The sequence below is a fragment of the Rhizobium mulingense genome (assembly GCF_029194105.1).
Classification (GTDB): domain Bacteria; phylum Pseudomonadota; class Alphaproteobacteria; order Rhizobiales; family Rhizobiaceae; genus Rhizobium; species Rhizobium mulingense.
The window spans coordinates 296,918-312,864 of sequence record NZ_JARFVE010000005.1 but is presented as its reverse complement, the minus strand read 5'-3'; the positions used below and the strand labels follow the sequence as shown (position 1 = coordinate 312,864).

Sequence of the window (15,947 nt, the reverse complement as noted above, 5' to 3'; positions counted from 1 at the left end):
CAGCCGCCCCCGTGCAAACGGGAGCGGCTGAACGTGAACAGTCGGTGGACCTACGGCCGATCAGTCGATGACTTTGTTGGCGCGCGAAAGCACGCTCTCGGGCAGCGTGACACCCATCTTGGCAGCTGCCGCCTTGTTGACGACAAGATCGCTGCCGGCGGCGGTCTTCACCGCGATATCGCCGGGATTCTCGCCCTTCAGCACGCGCACAACGATTTCGCCCGTCTGCTTGCCGACATCGTAATAGTTGAAGCCGAGGGCAGCGACCGAACCGCGCGAAACCGAATCCGTATCGGCGGTGAAGAGCGGCAGCTTGCTTTCTTCGGCAACGGCGACGGCGCCTTCGAGCGCCGAGATGATCGTGTTGTCGGTCGGAATGTAGATCGCGTCGGCGCGGCCGACGAGGGCGCGGGCAGCGCCCTGAACCTCGGCCGATTTGGTGGCGGCCGATTCGACGACCGTCAGCCCGGTCTTTTCGGCTTCTGCCTTCAGCACGGCGAGCAGCGAAACGGAATTCGCCTCACCTGAATTATAGAGATAGCCGATGGTCTTCGCCTTTGGCACGATTTCCTTGATCAGCGCCAGGTGCTCGCCGACGGGGGACATGTCGGAAAGGCCGGTGACATTGCCGCCCGGCTTGTCCATGTTCTTGACGAGCTGGGCGCTGAGCGGATCCGATACGGCGGTGAAGACGACAGGAATGTCGCGCGTCGCAGAGACGACGGCCTGGGCCGACGGCGTGGAGATCGGCACGATGACATTGGGCTCGTCGCCGGCGAACTGGCGGGCTATTTGGGCTGCGGTCGCCGGATTGCCCTGCGCCGATTCGAACACGAATTTCAGGTTCTCGCCTTCCTTGTAGCCGGCCGCCGTCAGCACGTCGAGAACCCCTTTGCGGGCCGCATCCAGCGCCGGATGCTCGACGATCGCCGTCACCGCGACGGTCACGTCATCGGCCTTGGCGGGAAGGGAAAGGACCAAACTGGCGGCAAGAGCGAGTAAAATCGGGCGCATGGGTATCCTCCTATATGATTTTGGCGGCACTTTTAGGAAAAGCGCCCCCTGAAATCAATCGCGGAGAATTGTTGCGAGGATCAAACTTGCTGATCAGTCGTCAGCGCCGTGATTGGCGATCATCATCGCTTCGAAGGCCAGCCGCTCAGTCTTGCGCATGCGTTCTGATTCCGATTTCAGCTGGCCGCAGGCGGCAAGAATGTCGCGCCCGCGCGGCGTGCGGATCGGCGAGGCATAACCGGCCGAATTGATGAAATCGGCGAACTTCTCGATCTGCTCCCAGTCGGAACACTGGTAGTTGGTGCCGGGCCAGGGATTGAACGGAATGAGGTTGATCTTCGCCGGCACGCCTTTCAGGAGCTTGATCAGCCCCTTGGCGTCTTCCAGGCTGTCATTGACGTCCTTCAGCATCACATATTCGAAGGTGATGCGCCGCGCATTGGAAAGGCCGGGATAGGCCTTGCAGGCGTCGATCAGTTCCTTCAGCGGGTACTTCTTGTTGATCGGCACCAGAATGTCGCGCAGGTCGTCGCGGACCGCATGCAGCGAAATTGCCAGCATGACGCCGATCTCCTCGCCGGTGCGGAAGATTTCCGGCACGACACCGGAGGTGGAAAGCGTCACGCGACGTTTGGACAGTGACAGGCCGTCGCCATCCGTAGCGATCAGCAGGGCTTGTTTGACGGCATCGAAATTATAGAGCGGCTCGCCCATGCCCATCATCACGATATTGCTGACCTTGCGGCCTTCGGCCGGCATGATCGTGCCTTGCGGCGCTTCGCGATCCGGGAAGTCGCCGAGCCGGTCGCGGGCGAGCAGCAACTGCGACAGGATTTCCTCCGCCGTCAGGTTGCGCACCAGCCGCTGCGTGCCGGTGTGACAGAAGGAACAGGTCAGCGTGCAGCCGACCTGACTGGAAATGCACAGCGTGCCGCGGCCCTCTTCCGGAATGTAGACGGCTTCGATCTCGACCGGGCGGCCTGCACCCCGCGCGGGAAAGCGCAGCAGCCATTTGCGGGTGCCGTCATTGGAAACCTGCTCCTCGACGATTTCGGGACGCGCGATGGTGAAATGCTGCTTCAGCATTTCACGCATGTCCTTGGCGACATTCGTCATATGGTCGAAATCGGAGACGCCCCGCACATAGATCCAGTTCCAGAGCTGCGCGACGCGCATCTTGATCTGCTTCTCGGCCACGCCTTTTTCCCTGAGCACCGCCGCCATTTCCTCCCGCGACAGCCCGATCAGGGAAGGCTTTTCGGCGCCGGAAGAGGCGTTCGGCGCCCGTGGCTTGGTGACATCAATCGCATCCATGACGGACATGGTCTTTGATCCCGAATTCGAACACGTAACCGCCCCCGCAAGCCCCGCGGACTTCAGGAGCAAGCCGGAAGAGGTGAGGCGCAATGACGGCACATTGGCAGAAATTGAATGGCGGAACGGCGACTGATATCGCGATCTGTCCGCTGTTGGCCCCGGCCTTTAGCATCATTTTGCCGGCGCGTCACTACAGATGGAAAACAGCAAGGGCCGGCGCAAGGCCGGCCCTTGATATTCCGTTGGCCAAAAAGGCGCTTATTTGCAGCTTTCGATCTGTTTCAACGCCGCCGAGATGCCCGAGAGCGAATAGCTGTAGGACGTGCCCGTGCCCTTGCGCGAGACCGCATTGACCGTCATCGAATGACCAGTCTTCATCGCCGCGACGAGGGCCGGCTCCTGAGCCGCGTTCTCGACCCAGCCGGCCTTGTCCTTGGTGAACATCACGAAGGTCTTGTTGTCGATGACGACGTTGATCTTCGAATTTTCCTTCACAGTATAGCCCATCATCGCCTGTGGCTCGTAGGAGATGTTCTGGCCGGGGCGCTGCGAGACGATGAAGAAATTGTCGCCGTGATCGACGCTTGCCGGCTGCTTTGCCGTCGGCACGGACAGCACGTAGCAGACGGTGCTGGCGCCAGACTTGTAGGAATAGGCGCCCCATGCCTGGAACTGTTGAATGCGGGTCGGCGCGGCTTGCTGCGCTGTCGCAACTCCGGCCATACCAAGGGTGAGTGCGAGGGCGGATACGATACTTTTTACAAACATGGATTCCTGCCGGTTCTTGCGATTCAAGGCCCGAAGCGATCATAGCGGGCGGCGCATAATCACGATCTGCTTTATTTTGACTTAATTCAGGTTACCAAATGGTCAACAATAGCTGCGATTTGTATGTGCCTGTGTCATTTCAGCTCGACCACGACTTTTGCCCCTTGCCGAAATCGGCTGCGACGCCGGTGCGCCGATGGCACCGGCCGGCCGTTCGGGTGAATCTAAGACACAAAGATTCAGGCAAGAGTTTGACCTTTCAAAAATCCGTTGTACCTCATTAAGACTTTGGAAATCCGGGACGAAATTTTGGCCGCAGGGGGCTCGTGAGACGACATGGATGCCGAGGAAGGATGGCGTTTCGCTGCCCTCGCAAAGGCTGTCGCAGACGATCGCGACCAGCAGGCCTTCTCCATCCTGTTCGACTATTTCGCCCGCGTCTGAAGACCTGGCTGATGCGCCGGAAGATGACGTCAGGCGAGGCCGAGGAGCTGGTTCAGCAGATCATGATCGTGCTCTGGCACAAAGCTCTACGATGCCACGCGGTCTTCACTCTCGACCTGGCTCCTTCGCATTGCCCGCAATCGCCGCGCCGACGCCCGCATCTTCGACGGGACCCGGCCCTGCAGCCGCCGGCCGACATCGGCGCCGAGGAAATCATCGTCAATGACCCCGACGCCAAGATCCGTGCCGCCGCGGCCAGCTGCCGCAGGAACAGCGCGACATGCTGCGTGCCGCCTTTTTTCTCGGCCAATCGCCGACATCGCTGAAGCGACCGGGCTGCCGCTCGGCGGTGAAATCACGGATCCGGCTTGCCTTCGGCAAACTCCGCAAGGTGCTGGAGCAGGAACGCGGCTGAACCGCGCCGGCCCCTTCAAATCGTTTTCATCGTATCCGCTGGCGGGTCGGCGAGGACGCGGTCCGCCGCGTCATAATGGCCTGGCCGGATATGGCCGCGCACCATGGCGAAGGCGGCGGAAAGCACGGCGACGTCGTCAGAAAAGCCGATGACGGCGAAAATATCCGGGATGATGTCGACCGGCATGACGAAATAGGCGAGTGCTGCGAGCAGCACACCGCGCACCTTGGTCGGCGTTTGCGGATCGAGCGCGCAGTAGAAGCCGGCGACGACGTCGCGCGAGAACGGGATCTGCCGCACGGCGCGGCGGAAAGTCGGCCAGAACTTCTGCCGCACCGTCTTCTCCCGCCGGCTCTGGGTGTCCTCGTCGCCCGGCAGAAGGATTTCCCCGAATTTGACCTCGTCCATCCCTGACATCCTTTCGTCCCTGCGAACATATGGTGATGGCGCCCAGGCTTTCAATCGGCCCCTTTCAACCGGCCCCGTTCAATCGACAACACCTTCAGCCGAGACGTCGTGCCGCCGCTTTCTCCATCGCCTTGGCGAGCTTGAAATCCAGCTCCGTCAGTCCGCCAGCATCATGCGTGTTCAGCGTCACATCTACTCGGGAATAGACGTTGAACCATTCGGGATGATGGTTGAGCTTCTCGGCCGTGATCGCTGCCTCCGTCATGAAGCCGAAGGCCTCGATAAAATTCGAAAACTTGAATGTCTTCGAGATCGAGGAGGACGCGTCATTGAGGGTCCAGCCGGCAAGCTCCGCCAGTTGCGCCTCGACTGCTGCCCGGTCCAGTCTTTCCCATTTCATGCCATGCTCCTCTTGTTCTTCCGACAGGTCTACCGATGACGCCTATCAGTATCCTCTTCGTTTGCATGGGCAATATATGCCGTTCTCCGCTTGCCGAGGGAATTTTTCGTCATCTCGTCACCGAGGCTGGCCTCACCGGCCGTTTCACCGTCGATTCCGCCGGCACCGGCAGCTGGCATGAAGGCGAGCCGCCCGACCAGCGTTCGATCGCCACCGCCCAAAGCCATGGCATCGACGTAGCGGCGCAGCGCGCCCGCCGCATCCGACCAACTGATTTCAACGGTCTCGATCTGATCCTCGCCATGGACCGCGACAATCTGGCAACGCTTGGCAAGATCGCGCCGCCCAAGGCGAATATCCGGCTCTTCGGCGATGCCGCGCTAGGAACGGGAGAGGATATTCCCGATCCCTATTATGGCGGCCCCGATGGCTTTGAGCTGGTCTATACCAGGCTCTTGGCCGGCTGCAGCAAGCTGCTCGAAACGCTGGGCGTCGACCGGGCCTCGTGCAGCGGAAACACTTCCTCGGTCAGGTAAGGCCCGCCGCCCACCGATTCGCGCGATGAAAGCAGCACGAAGCGCGGCGCCGTGAAGGTTGCGGTGTGGAAGTTGCCGCGCCCGGCCAGATATTGCACGACATCGTCGAGCCGCGACGATTTGAGCCGCGCCAGCGTCACATGCGGCATGAATTTGCGGGGATCCGGCGGCAGGCCGATGCGCTGGCAAATGCGCTCGATCTCACCCTGCAGGGCGTACATCTCAGGCGATTGCGAGACGCCGGCCCAGACCGAATGCGGTTTCTTCGAGCCGAAGGAACCGATGCCTTCTAGGCGGAACTGGAATTCCGGCCGGTCGATCCGGTCGAGGCGTTCGACGATTTCATCGGCGGTGCGGCCGTCGACATCACCGATGAAGCGCAAGGTGATGTGGTAATTCTCCACATCGATCCATCGTGCTCCGGGGAGGCCGCCGCGCAGCAATGAAAGGCTCATCGCCGCATTGCGCGGAATTTCGAGGGCGGTAAACAGTCTCGGCATAACGAGCACTCCCCGAATCTTTTGCAGGTGCTTACACGGAATCACGCAATTAATGACCGCGCAAGCCCCTATTTCTTCACAGTAGAAATCGTCCCGACGAAATTTGTGACATCGGCTTCCATCTTTTCGACAATGACGTCGACGCCTCTTGCATTCGGATGCATCCCGTCGTCGAGTTTCAGCCCGGCATCGAGCGCCACCCCGTCCAGGAAGAAGGCATAAAGCCGAACTCCATGTTTCTCGGAAAGTTTCCGATAAATCGGATTGAAGCGTGCGGCGTAGTCCGCCCCCATATTGGGGGGCGCCATCATGCCGACGAGCAGCACGGCGATGCCGCGCTGCTTCAGCCGGGAAATCATCTGGTCGAGGTTCTTCTCGCTCTCTTCCGGCGGGATGCCACGCAGCGCATCATTGGCGCCGAGCTCCAGGATGACGCCGTCGGTGCCGTCCGGCACTGACCAGTCGATCCGGGCAAGCCCCCCTGTCGTCGTGTCGCCCGAGACGCCCGCATTGGCAATGGCGACGTCGAGCCCCTTCGCCTTCAAAGCGGCCTGCAGCTTCTCCGGAAAGCCGTTCCCGGGCGGCAGCTGATAACCCGCCATAAGGCTGTCCCCAAAACCGACGAGATTGATCGTCCGGGCCGCGGCGGCACCGGTAAAAATCAACGAGACGGCAATGACGGTGAATTGAAGGGCGGCAACTTTAAATCTCATCCTGCTTTCCCTAGATTGGCGAGGTGCCGTCATGCGGCCATTCGGTTAGAGATTTATATAGGGCGATTTCTATTGGCAAAAACCATCATCGAGTTGAAGGGCGCCGATCTGACCCTTGGCAGTGCAGCCGCTTCCGTCCATGTGCTGAAGGGCATCGACCTAGATATATCAGCCGGCGAATCCGTCGGCATCGTCGGCCCTTCCGGTTCCGGCAAGTCGACGCTGCTGATGGTGCTTGCCGGATTGGAGAAGCTCGACAGCGGCGAAATCAACATCAACGAGACGCCGCTCCATGCGCTCAGCGAGGACGAGGTCGCCGATTTCCGCGGCCGTAACATCGGAATCGTCTTCCAGTCCTTCCACCTGATCGCCAATATGACGGCACTTGAAAACGTCGCCGTGCCGCTGGAACTCGCCAATGTCCGCAACGCTTTCGAAATCGCCCATCGCGAGCTGAATTCGGTCGGCCTTGGCGAACGGTTGAACCACTATCCCGGCCAGCTTTCCGGCGGCGAACAGCAGCGCGTGGCGATCGCCAGGGCGCTCGCCCCCTCGCCCGCTTTGCTGATCGCTGACGAGCCAACAGGCAATCTCGATACCGAGACCGGCCGTCAGATCGCCGACCTGCTGTTTTCCAAACAGGCCGAACGCGGCATGACTCTACTTCTCGTCACCCACGACGTCTCGCTTGCGAACCGCTGCTCGCGCCAGATCCGCGTCCGCTCCGGCCGGATCGAGGGCGACAGCGCCGCCCGCCGCAGCGAGGCGGCGATCGCATGAGAATGATCACGCCGCGCACCGCGCTGGCTTTTCGCCTGGCGCTCCGTGAGCTGCGCGGCGGTATCCGCGGCTTCTACATCTTTCTTGCCTGCATCGCCCTCGGCACGGGTGCGATTGCCGCCGTCAATTCCGTTTCGCAGTCGATCACCGACACGATCGCCTCGCAGGGGCAGGAGCTCTTGGCCGGCGACGTTCGCTTCGAGCTCAACAACCGCGAAGCCACACCTGAGGAGATGGCCTTCCTCGAAAGTCTCGGCACCGTCTCGGTGTCAACAGGTCTGCGCTCGATGGCGCGCAAGCCTGATGGTTCCGACCAGGCCCTGGTCGAGGTCAAGGCGGTCGACGACGCCTACCCGCTCTACGGCAGCTTCGCGGCCGAGCCGGATTATCCGCTTGCAGCCCTGCTTTCGGCCCAAAGCGGCACCTATGGAGCGGTCGCAGCTCCGCTGCTGCTCGATCGGCTTGGACTTGCGGTCGGCGACGAATTGCTGCTCGGCAATGTCAAACTCAGCATCACCGGCACCGTCAAGACCGAGCCGGACGCCCTCTCCGAAGGTTTCGGCTTTGCGCCGCGCCTGCTCGTCAGCCGCCGGGCGCTTGAAGCTTCGGGCCTGATCCAGACCGGAAGCCTCGTTGAACATGCCTACAAGATCCGGCTGCAGGACAAGCGCGCGATATCGGGCATTCAGGCGCGCGCATCCAGGGAATTCCCTTCCGCCGGCTGGTCGATCCGCACCAGCGACCGGGCCGCGCCCTCGCTTACCGAAAACATCACCCGCTTCTCGCAGTTTCTGACTCTGGTCGGCCTCACCGCTCTGATCGTCGGCGGCGTCGGCGTCGCCAATGCGGTGCGTGCCTTCCTCGATTCCAAGCGCACCACTATCGCCAGCTTCAAATGCCTGGGTGCGCCGGCCGCCGTCGTCGTGCTGATCTATCTCTTTCAGATCACCATCATTGCGCTTGGCGGCATCATGATCGGCCTCGTCATCGGCGCCCTGTCGCCGATCTTCGCCGCGCAGTTTCTGGCGCAGTTCCTGCCGGTGTCGACGGCGCCGACGCTCTATCCCGGCGCCCTGCTGCTTGCGGCGCTCTTCGGCATCCTGACGACGCTCGCTTTCGCCATCCTGCCGCTCGGCCATGCCCGCGAAGTGCCGGCGACGGCGCTCTTCCGCGAGCAGGGTTTCGAGGCCCGCCGCCTACCCTCCTGGCCCTATATCCTGCTGGCCGCCCTCTTCATGGCGGCGCTTGCCGCCCTCGCCGTCCTCACTGCCTATGACCGTTTCATCGCCATCGTCTTCGTTGGTGCGATCGTGTTCGCCTTTGTCGTGCTGCGCCTCGTCGCCGCCCTGATCGCCTGGCTCGCGCGCCGCAGCCCGCGCGTCAACTCGCCGGCGCTCAGGCTCGCGATCGGCAACATCCACCGTCCCGGCGCCCTGACGCCGTCGGTGGTGCTGTCGCTCGGCCTCGGCCTGGCGTTACTGGTGACACTGACCTTGATCGACGGAAACCTGCGCCAGCAGCTGACCGGCCGTATGAACGAGGGCGCGCCGAACTTCTTCTTCGTCGATATCCAGAGCGCCGAGGTCGACGCATTCCGCAACCTGGTCCAGGCGCAGGCGCCGAAGGGCAAGCTCATGGAGGTGCCGATGCTGCGCGGCCGTATCGTCGCCTTCAACGGCGAGGACGTCACCAAGATGAACGTGCCGGCCGCCGGCCGGTGGGTACTGAACGGCGATCGCGGCATCACCTACTCCGACACCATGCCGGAAAACGCTGCGCTGACCGAAGGCAGCTGGTGGGACAAGGATTACAGCGGCGAGCCGCTCGTCTCCTTCTCCTCGGAAGAAGCCCATGAACTCGGCCTGAAGATCGGCGACACCGTCACCGTCAATGTGCTCGGACGCAATATCACGGCCAAGATCGCCAATCTGCGCCGCGTCCAGTGGGAATCACTGTCGATCAATTTCGTCATGGTCTTCTCGCCGAACACCTTCCGCGGCGCCCCTCACGCCTGGCTCGCGACCCTGACCGATCCCTCTTCGACGCAGGCCGAAGACGCGGCGATCCTGAAATCCGTCACCAACACCTATCCCACGATCACCAGCGTGCGCGTCAAGGATGCGATCGATATCGTCAACCAGCTCGTTGCACAGCTTGCGACCGCGATTCGCGCCGCGGCATCGGTGGCCCTGATCGCCTCGATCCTCGTTCTCGCTGGAGCGCTTGCCGCCGGCAACCGGGCGCGCACCCACGATGCGGTGGTGCTGAAGACCCTCGGCGCCACCCGGGCCATGCTGATCCGCGCCTTCAGTTACGAATATCTGATACTCGGGCTCGCAACCGCGATCTTCGCGGTTTTCGCCGGCGCGATCGCCGCCTGGTTCATCGTCGCCCGCATCATGCACCTGCCCTCGGCCTTCCTACCCGATGTGGCGGGACTGACGCTGGTGACGGCGCTCGTCCTGACCGTCGGCATCGGCCTCATCGGCACCTGGCGCATCCTCGGACAGAAGGCGGCCCCCGTCCTGCGCGAGCTTTGACCGAAGGGGCACGCCAAACCCTTCACCTTACGGCGATTTAACCGGCCGGGCCTTTGCAAGCCTCTTGTTTGCAAGGAGCGAAGGCCTCATATTGTCTGCAGGCATGCTGGAGCTCCGCAGCGGCGCCCGGGTCGAAAACCCCGACACCGTATCTCTATCGGAGCTTGTAAGAGGAAACTATGGCTGATCTTCGTAACTATCAAAGCCGCGCTCAGACCGGCGAGATGATTGATCAAGGCCTGCGCGCTTATATGCTTAAGGTCTACAACCTGATGGCGCTGGGTCTGGCGATCACCGGTGTGGCCGCATATCTGTCGTTCCAACTCGCTTTCGCCAATGGCGAGATTACCGCTTTCGGCCAGGCGATCTATCTGAGCCCGCTGAAATGGGTGGTCATTCTGGCGCCGCTGGCTCTGGTGTTCTTCCTGAGCTTCCGGATCCAGAGCATGACGGTGAGTGCCGCCCAGACGACCTTCGCGATCTATGCCGCGCTTGTCGGCCTGTCGCTCTCGTCGATCTTCCTGATCTATACCGGTCAGAGCGTCGTTCAGACCTTCTTCGTCACCGCCGCCTCCTTCGGCGCGCTGTCGCTTTACGGCTACACGACGAAGCGTGACCTGTCGGCAATCGGCTCGTTCCTGATCATGGGTCTGTTCGGCCTGATCATCGCGTCGATCGTCAACGTCTTCCTGGCCTCGTCCGCGATGCAGTTCGCAATCTCGGTGATCGGCGTGCTGATCTTCGCAGGTCTTACCGCCTATGACACGCAGCGGATCAAGGAGCTCTACTACGAAGCTGATGACGTCGCTGTTGCCGGCCGCAAGGCGATCATGGGCGCGCTGACGCTCTATCTCGACTTCATCAACCTCTTCATGTTCCTGCTGCAGTTCATGGGCAACCGTAAATAGGCAGGTCCATCAAGATCGAAAAAGGCGGCTTCGGCCGCCTTTTTTGTTGCGCTATTTTCGAAGGAATGGTTTTAGAGGAGCTCTGCCTCGCCGTTGGAGCAGCTCCTCGATGTCCTTCCTTTTGCGCGACGCCTCTCAAGCCGATATCCCCGCCATTACCGGGATTTATCGCGACTCCGTCCTGAACGGTGTTGCGAGTTACGAGATAATACCGCCCTCCGAGGCCGAGATGGCGCAGCGTTTTGCCGCGATCGCCGGCCAGCAATATCCCTATATCGCCGCAGTCGATGAGGCCGAAAACTTCCTCGGCTACGCCTATGCCTCGGCCTTTCGCACCCGCCCGGCCTATCGCTGGATGGTGGAGGATTCTATTTACTTGGCGCCCGAAGCGCGCGGCCGCGGCATCGGCAAGGCGCTGATGAGCGAATTGATCGATCGCTGCACCGCCCTTGGTTTTCGTCAGATGGTGGCCGTCATCGGCGGCGCAAGTCCCGCCTCGATCGCGCTTCATCTCAAGGCGGGCTTCGTGGAGGTTGGCCTGATGCAAGGCACGGGCTACAAGCACGGCCGCTGGCTCGACACGATGCTCATGCAGCGCAGCCTCGGCCAGGGCATGACAACCGATCCGGATCCATCCGCCTATCCCGGGACGCTGTTTGCAGGCTGATCAAGCCTACTTGTCGACCAGCTTCAGAGCCTTGTCGAACACTTTCAGCACCAGGTTCAGCTCGTGTCCGCGCTTCAGGATCATGCCGTTGACGTTGATCACGGAATAGGCACCTTGCTTGGCGGCGAGCTTCGGGTTCTTTTCGATTCGGAAGAGCGGCATTTCGCCGGAGCGCTTGAAGACGGAAAACACCGCCCTGTCTTTCAGGTGATCGATGGCGTAATCGCGCCATTCGCCCTCCCCGACCATGCGGCCGTAGATCCGCAGGATCGCGTCGAGTTCGCGCCTATGGAAAGTCACCGGAAGCGGGTCTTTGCTTTGTTTGTATTCCCTGAGATCGACGACGACTGAAGAACTATTGTCGACGAAGCGGCTTTCGCCGTGTCGCAAATCCGGCTGATCTGTCATCAGTCTCCCGAGGCCTCCGCTTGTGACAGGAGAATGACAGTTTGCCCGAGCCGACACAAATTGCAAGAGTGCCGTCCGTCACATTCGGCCGCAGTGGAAGACACGACGCTTTCTCTGCGGCGCCGCATTTCAGTCAAAACAGCGCCTCATTTGCAGGGGAATTATGCATCCCGGTTTGGCGCCAGCGCGCCAAAGGGCCCGGCGGAGCGTATCGACCTTAACCCCAGCCCCGAATACGCTCAGCCGGGCCGCCCGGACTTTCATCCGCATCAGAATGAAATTTCAGATATTTTTGCCCGCCATCACCACGGTCGCGCCAAGGATCGCGGCCGGATCGCCGTTTGCGGTCGCCGACTGCAGCAGGATAGCGCAACCCTCTAGCTGCGGCCGCTGCAGCACGCTTGCCGGCAGCGTCAGATTGGTCGCCTTGCCATCCCACATGCCGACGGTTTCGACATTGGTGACGCTGTGCAGATAGGAGAGCTTCTTGCCGCTGTTCTCGCCTTTTTCGACCTCAATCGTCTTTTCCTTGTCGAAATAGACCATGACGACATTGGCTTTGCCCTGCCCTGCGCCGATCTTGATCTCCAATTCGTCACCGCGCATCGACGCACTGACGGGAACGGTCAGGCCGTTGCCTTCGCCGCTATAGGTGTCGATCTTGCTGTTGATGCCGTTGAGATCGGCGCCGGCCAGATGCCCGCGCCCGTTGACGATCGCCTGCGGCGTGTAGACGTTGCTGCGGCCCATCGTCCTGGCATAGCCATATTGCCGCTCGGTGTTTTCCTTCGAGCTCAGCGTATCGGCCCAGCCGAGATAATTCCAGTAATCGACGTGATAGGCGAGCGCGATGACATCGCCCTGATTCACCAGCTTGCGGAAAGCCGCATCAGCGGGGGGACAGGAGGAGCAGCCCTGCGCCGTGAAGAGTTCGACGACGCCTTTCGGCGTGTCGTCTTCGGCACGCAGCGGGCCTGCGAGAACAACAGCGGCCAATAGCGGGATCAAGAATCGGGGGGACATTCATGCACCTCTTTTTCAGCGCCGACGGCGTATTGGAACCAACGGCGCTGAGATATGAACGTACGAATAATCCTTCCGGGTCCAAACGAAAAGTCACGAACGGGTGAGACGCGGCACGACCGGAAGCCGCGGAAAACAAATCATCGTGAGTTCGCTCGATGACTGCCGCTGCATAAGAAAGCCGCCGGAAATTGCTTTCCGGCGGCCATGATCATGTCGGGCTCGTAATGGTCAGGCAGCGAGATCGCGCAGGACCGTCTGCAGGATGCCGCCATTGTTGAGGTAGATTACCTCGTCGAGCGTATCGACACGCGACAGCAGCGGAACGTCCTTCACGGTGCCGTCGCTATAGGTGATCTTGGCGATCTTCCGCTCGCGCGGCTTGATCTTGTCCAGGCCCTCGATGGTGACGAGTTCGTCGCCCTTGAGGCCAAGGCTCTGCCAGGTCGTGCCCTCTTCGAAGACGAAGGGGATGACGCCCATGCCGACCAGGTTCGAGCGATGGATGCGCTCGAACGACTGGGCGATCACCGCCTTGACGCCGAGCAGGTTGGTGCCCTTGGCCGCCCAGTCGCGCGAGGAGCCGTTGCCGTATTCGACACCGGCGAAGATGACGAGCGGCACGCCTTCGGACTTGTACTGCATCGCCGCGTCGTAGATCGAGGTCTCTTCCTTCGACGGATAGTGAATGGTGTAGCCACCTTCCTTGCCGTTCGGGCCGAGCATGTGGTTGCGGATGCGGATATTGGCGAAGGTGCCGCGCATCATCACTTCATGGTTGCCGCGGCGCGTGCCGTATTGGTTGAAGTCGGCAACCGCAACGTCATGACCGATCAGATAGGCGCCAGCCGGCGATGCCGCCTTGATCGAACCGGCCGGAGAGATGTGGTCGGTGGTGATCTTGTCACCGAACAGACCGAGGACGCGCGCACCCTTGATGTCCGAAACGCCGGTGCCCTTCTTGCCCATGCCGACGAAGTAAGGTGGGTTCTGGACATAGGTCGAATTGTCGTCCCAGGCATAGGTCTGGCCCGGCGGAACCTGAACGGCCTGCCAGTTGACGTCGCCCTTGAAGACGTCGGCGTACTTGCTTTCATAGAGCTCGCGGGTCACGTATTTCAGGATGAATTCCTGAACCTCTTGCGAGGTCGGCCAGATGTCCTTGAGGTAGACAGGTTTGCCGTCCTGGTCTTCGCCGATCGGCTCCTTCGTCAGGTCCTTCTGAACCGTGCCGGCAAGCGCGTAAGCAACGACGAGCGGTGGCGAAGCGAGGTAGTTCGCCTGGACGTCAGGCGAGATACGGCCTTCGAAGTTACGGTTGCCGGAGAGCACGCCGGATACGATCAGGCCCTTGTCGTTGATCGTCTTCGAGATCGGCGCCGGAAGCGGGCCGGAATTGCCGATGCAGGTGGTGCAGCCGAAGCCGACAAGGTTGAAGCCGAGCTTGTCGAGATCGGCCTGCAAACCGGACTTGGCGAGATATTCGCCGACCACCTGCGATCCCGGTGCCAGCGAAGTCTTGACCCACGGCTTGGTCTTCAGGCCCTTGGCAACGGCGTTGCGGGCAAGCAGGCCGGCAGCGATCAGAACCGACGGGTTGGAGGTGTTAGTGCAGGAGGTGATGGCGGCAATCGCGACATCACCATGGCCGAGGTCGAAATCGGTGCCCTCGACAGCGTAGCGGTTGTTGAGCTGCCCGGGCTTCTTGTAGTCGGTTTCCATCGAGCCAGCGAAGCCGGAAGCGATGTTCTCGAGCGCGATGCGGCCTTCCGGACGCTTCGGGCCGGCCATCGACGGCACGACGTCACTGAGATCGAGTTCCAGCGTATCGGTGAAGACGAGATCGGAACCATCGCCTTCGCGCCACATGCCCTGGGCCTTCGAATAGGCTTCGACCAGCGCGATCCGGTCATGGGTGCGGCCGGACATGGTGAGGTAGTTGATGGTTTCGCCGTCAACCGGGAAGAAGCCGCAGGTCGCGCCGTATTCCGGACCCATGTTGCCGATCGTCGCACGGTCGGCGAGCGGCATGTTGTCCATGCCCGGGCCGAAAAATTCGACGAACTTGGAAACGACGCCCTTCTTGCGCAGCATCTGCACGACGGTCAGAACGAGGTCGGTCGCGGTGACGCCTTCCTTGAGCTTTCCGGTCAGCTTGAAGCCGATGACTTCGGGAAGAAGCATCGAAACCGGCTGGCCGAGCATGGCTGCTTCTGCTTCGATACCGCCAACGCCCCAGCCGAGAACGCCGAGACCGTTGATCATCGTCGTATGGCTGTCGGTGCCGACGCAGGTATCCGGATAGGCGATCGTCTCGCCGTCCTCTTCCTTGGTCCAGACTGTCTGGCCGAGATATTCGAGATTGACCTGGTGACAGATGCCGGTGCCGGGAGGCACGACGCGAAAGTTCTTGAAGGCCTGCTGGCCCCACTTCAGGAAGCGGTAGCGCTCGCCGTTGCGCTGATATTCCAGCTCGACGTTCTTGGCGAAGGCCTGCGGCGTGCCGAATTCATCGACGATGACGGAGTGGTCGATGACGAGGTCGACGGGAACGAGCGGGTTGATCTTCTCGGGATTGCCGCCGAGCGACACCATCGCGTCGCGCATCGCGGCAAGATCGACGACGGCGGGAACGCCGGTGAAGTCCTGCATCAGCACGCGCGCCGGGCGATAGGCGATTTCGTTTTCGACCGCACCCTTGTTGTTCAGCCATTCGGCAACGGCCAGGATGTGCTCCTTGGTGACCGACTGGCCGTCTTCGAAGCGCAGCAGGTTTTCGAGCAGCACCTTCATCGAATAGGGAAGCTTCGAGACGCCGGGCAGACCGTTTGCCTCAGCCTTGGGCAGGCTGTAATAGACATAGTCCTTCCCGTTTACCGAAAGCGTGGAACGACAATTGAAACTGTCAAGAGATTTAGACACGAGAGACCCCGTTTCTGATAGCCAACACAGTCGTGCGAACGCCTATGCACTTAATGCACATCAGGATGCGGGTACGGCCATTTCCGCTGTCCGCACGTGGAACAGACGCTCCAAGTTCGGCGCAAGGATGAAATTCACGCCGACCGCTGGCGTGGTTGCAGGTCTTATAGATAATTTCGTAAAA

The 15,947-nt window shown here is 61.1% G+C and carries 15 protein-coding genes and 1 pseudogene; 6 read left to right on the top strand and 10 right to left on the bottom strand.

The window, feature by feature from the left end; all coding sequences use genetic code 11:
- Positions 1-60 precede the first annotated feature (60 nt).
- The 3 genes from PYR71_RS14125 to PYR71_RS14115 all read right to left on the bottom strand — a co-directional run bounded on the left by PYR71_RS14125 (position 61) and on the right by PYR71_RS14115 (position 3,099).
- The gene (locus PYR71_RS14125) at positions 61-1,014 is read right to left on the bottom strand and encodes an ABC transporter substrate-binding protein (RefSeq protein WP_275619801.1); all 954 of its coding nucleotides are present in this window, start codon (positions 1,012-1,014) and stop codon (positions 61-63) included.
- A gap of 93 nt (positions 1,015-1,107) precedes the next feature.
- Complete coding sequence (rlmN, locus tag PYR71_RS14120; protein WP_183917379.1) at positions 1,108-2,337, bottom strand: dual-specificity RNA methyltransferase RlmN; 1,230 nt, start codon at positions 2,335-2,337, stop codon at positions 1,108-1,110.
- A 252-nt stretch (positions 2,338-2,589) separates the two neighbouring features.
- Positions 2,590-3,099 carry an invasion associated locus B family protein gene (locus tag PYR71_RS14115; RefSeq protein WP_010028921.1) on the bottom strand — a complete coding sequence of 170 codons (510 nt, stop codon included), beginning with the start codon at positions 3,097-3,099 and terminating at the stop codon, positions 2,590-2,592.
- Positions 3,100-3,435: 336 nt separating this feature from the next.
- Between PYR71_RS14115 and PYR71_RS14110 the strand changes: the two are divergent.
- Positions 3,436-3,958, top strand: a pseudogene (locus PYR71_RS14110) (sigma factor).
- Between the two features lie 15 nt (positions 3,959-3,973).
- On the opposite strand, the gene PYR71_RS14105 reads toward PYR71_RS14110, so the two are convergent.
- The gene (locus tag PYR71_RS14105) at positions 3,974-4,366 is read right to left on the bottom strand and encodes a YkvA family protein (protein WP_020922499.1); all 393 of its coding nucleotides are present in this window, start codon (positions 4,364-4,366) and stop codon (positions 3,974-3,976) included.
- 94 nt (positions 4,367-4,460) lie between these two features.
- Positions 4,461-4,766 (bottom strand): 4a-hydroxytetrahydrobiopterin dehydratase, encoded by a 306-nt coding sequence (locus PYR71_RS14100; RefSeq protein ID WP_275619800.1) that lies wholly within the window; start codon positions 4,764-4,766, stop codon positions 4,461-4,463.
- A gap of 35 nt (positions 4,767-4,801) precedes the next feature.
- Between PYR71_RS14100 and PYR71_RS14095 the strand changes: the two genes are divergently transcribed.
- Entirely contained in the window at positions 4,802-5,302 is a 501-nt protein-coding gene (locus PYR71_RS14095) for a low molecular weight protein-tyrosine-phosphatase (protein WP_275619799.1), read from the top strand.
- Here PYR71_RS14095 and thpR read toward each other — a convergent pair.
- The gene (thpR, locus tag PYR71_RS14090) at positions 5,209-5,802 is read right to left on the bottom strand and encodes an RNA 2',3'-cyclic phosphodiesterase (RefSeq protein WP_183917388.1); all 594 of its coding nucleotides are present in this window, start codon (positions 5,800-5,802) and stop codon (positions 5,209-5,211) included. The genes PYR71_RS14095 and thpR overlap by 94 nt on opposite strands.
- Before the next feature lie 68 nt (positions 5,803-5,870).
- Positions 5,871-6,515: an arylesterase gene (locus tag PYR71_RS14085; RefSeq protein WP_275619798.1), complete on the bottom strand. Its 645-nt coding sequence runs from the start codon at positions 6,513-6,515 to the stop codon at positions 5,871-5,873.
- Between the two features lie 72 nt (positions 6,516-6,587).
- Here PYR71_RS14085 and PYR71_RS14080 point away from each other — a divergent pair, with 72 nt between their 5' ends.
- The 4 genes from PYR71_RS14080 to PYR71_RS14065 all read left to right on the top strand — a co-directional run bounded on the left by PYR71_RS14080 (position 6,588) and on the right by PYR71_RS14065 (position 11,410).
- Complete coding sequence (locus PYR71_RS14080; RefSeq protein ID WP_183917391.1) at positions 6,588-7,295, top strand: ABC transporter ATP-binding protein; 708 nt, start codon at positions 6,588-6,590, stop codon at positions 7,293-7,295.
- Entirely contained in the window at positions 7,292-9,835 is a 2,544-nt protein-coding gene (locus PYR71_RS14075; protein ID WP_275619797.1) for an ABC transporter permease, read from the top strand. The genes PYR71_RS14080 and PYR71_RS14075 overlap by 4 nt, the downstream gene beginning before the upstream one ends.
- 179 nt (positions 9,836-10,014) lie before the next feature.
- Positions 10,015-10,743 carry a Bax inhibitor-1/YccA family protein gene (locus tag PYR71_RS14070; RefSeq protein WP_183917395.1) on the top strand — a complete coding sequence of 243 codons (729 nt, stop codon included), beginning with the start codon at positions 10,015-10,017 and terminating at the stop codon, positions 10,741-10,743.
- 109 nt (positions 10,744-10,852) lie between these two features.
- The gene (locus PYR71_RS14065) at positions 10,853-11,410 is read left to right on the top strand and encodes a GNAT family N-acetyltransferase (RefSeq protein ID WP_275619796.1); all 558 of its coding nucleotides are present in this window, start codon (positions 10,853-10,855) and stop codon (positions 11,408-11,410) included.
- 6 nt (positions 11,411-11,416) lie between these two features.
- On the opposite strand, the gene PYR71_RS14060 is transcribed toward PYR71_RS14065, so the two are convergent.
- From PYR71_RS14060 to acnA, 3 genes are all read right to left on the bottom strand, one after another.
- Positions 11,417-11,818 (bottom strand): DUF2794 domain-containing protein, encoded by a 402-nt coding sequence (locus PYR71_RS14060; protein ID WP_183917399.1) that lies wholly within the window; start codon positions 11,816-11,818, stop codon positions 11,417-11,419.
- Positions 11,819-12,100: 282 nt separating this feature from the next.
- Complete coding sequence (locus PYR71_RS14055; protein ID WP_183917401.1) at positions 12,101-12,841, bottom strand: DUF1223 domain-containing protein; 741 nt, start codon at positions 12,839-12,841, stop codon at positions 12,101-12,103.
- Between the two features lie 231 nt (positions 12,842-13,072).
- Positions 13,073-15,763, bottom strand: a complete 2,691-nt coding sequence (gene acnA, locus PYR71_RS14050; protein WP_275619795.1) for an aconitate hydratase AcnA — start codon at positions 15,761-15,763, stop codon at positions 13,073-13,075.
- Between the last annotated feature and the right edge of the window lie 184 nt (positions 15,764-15,947).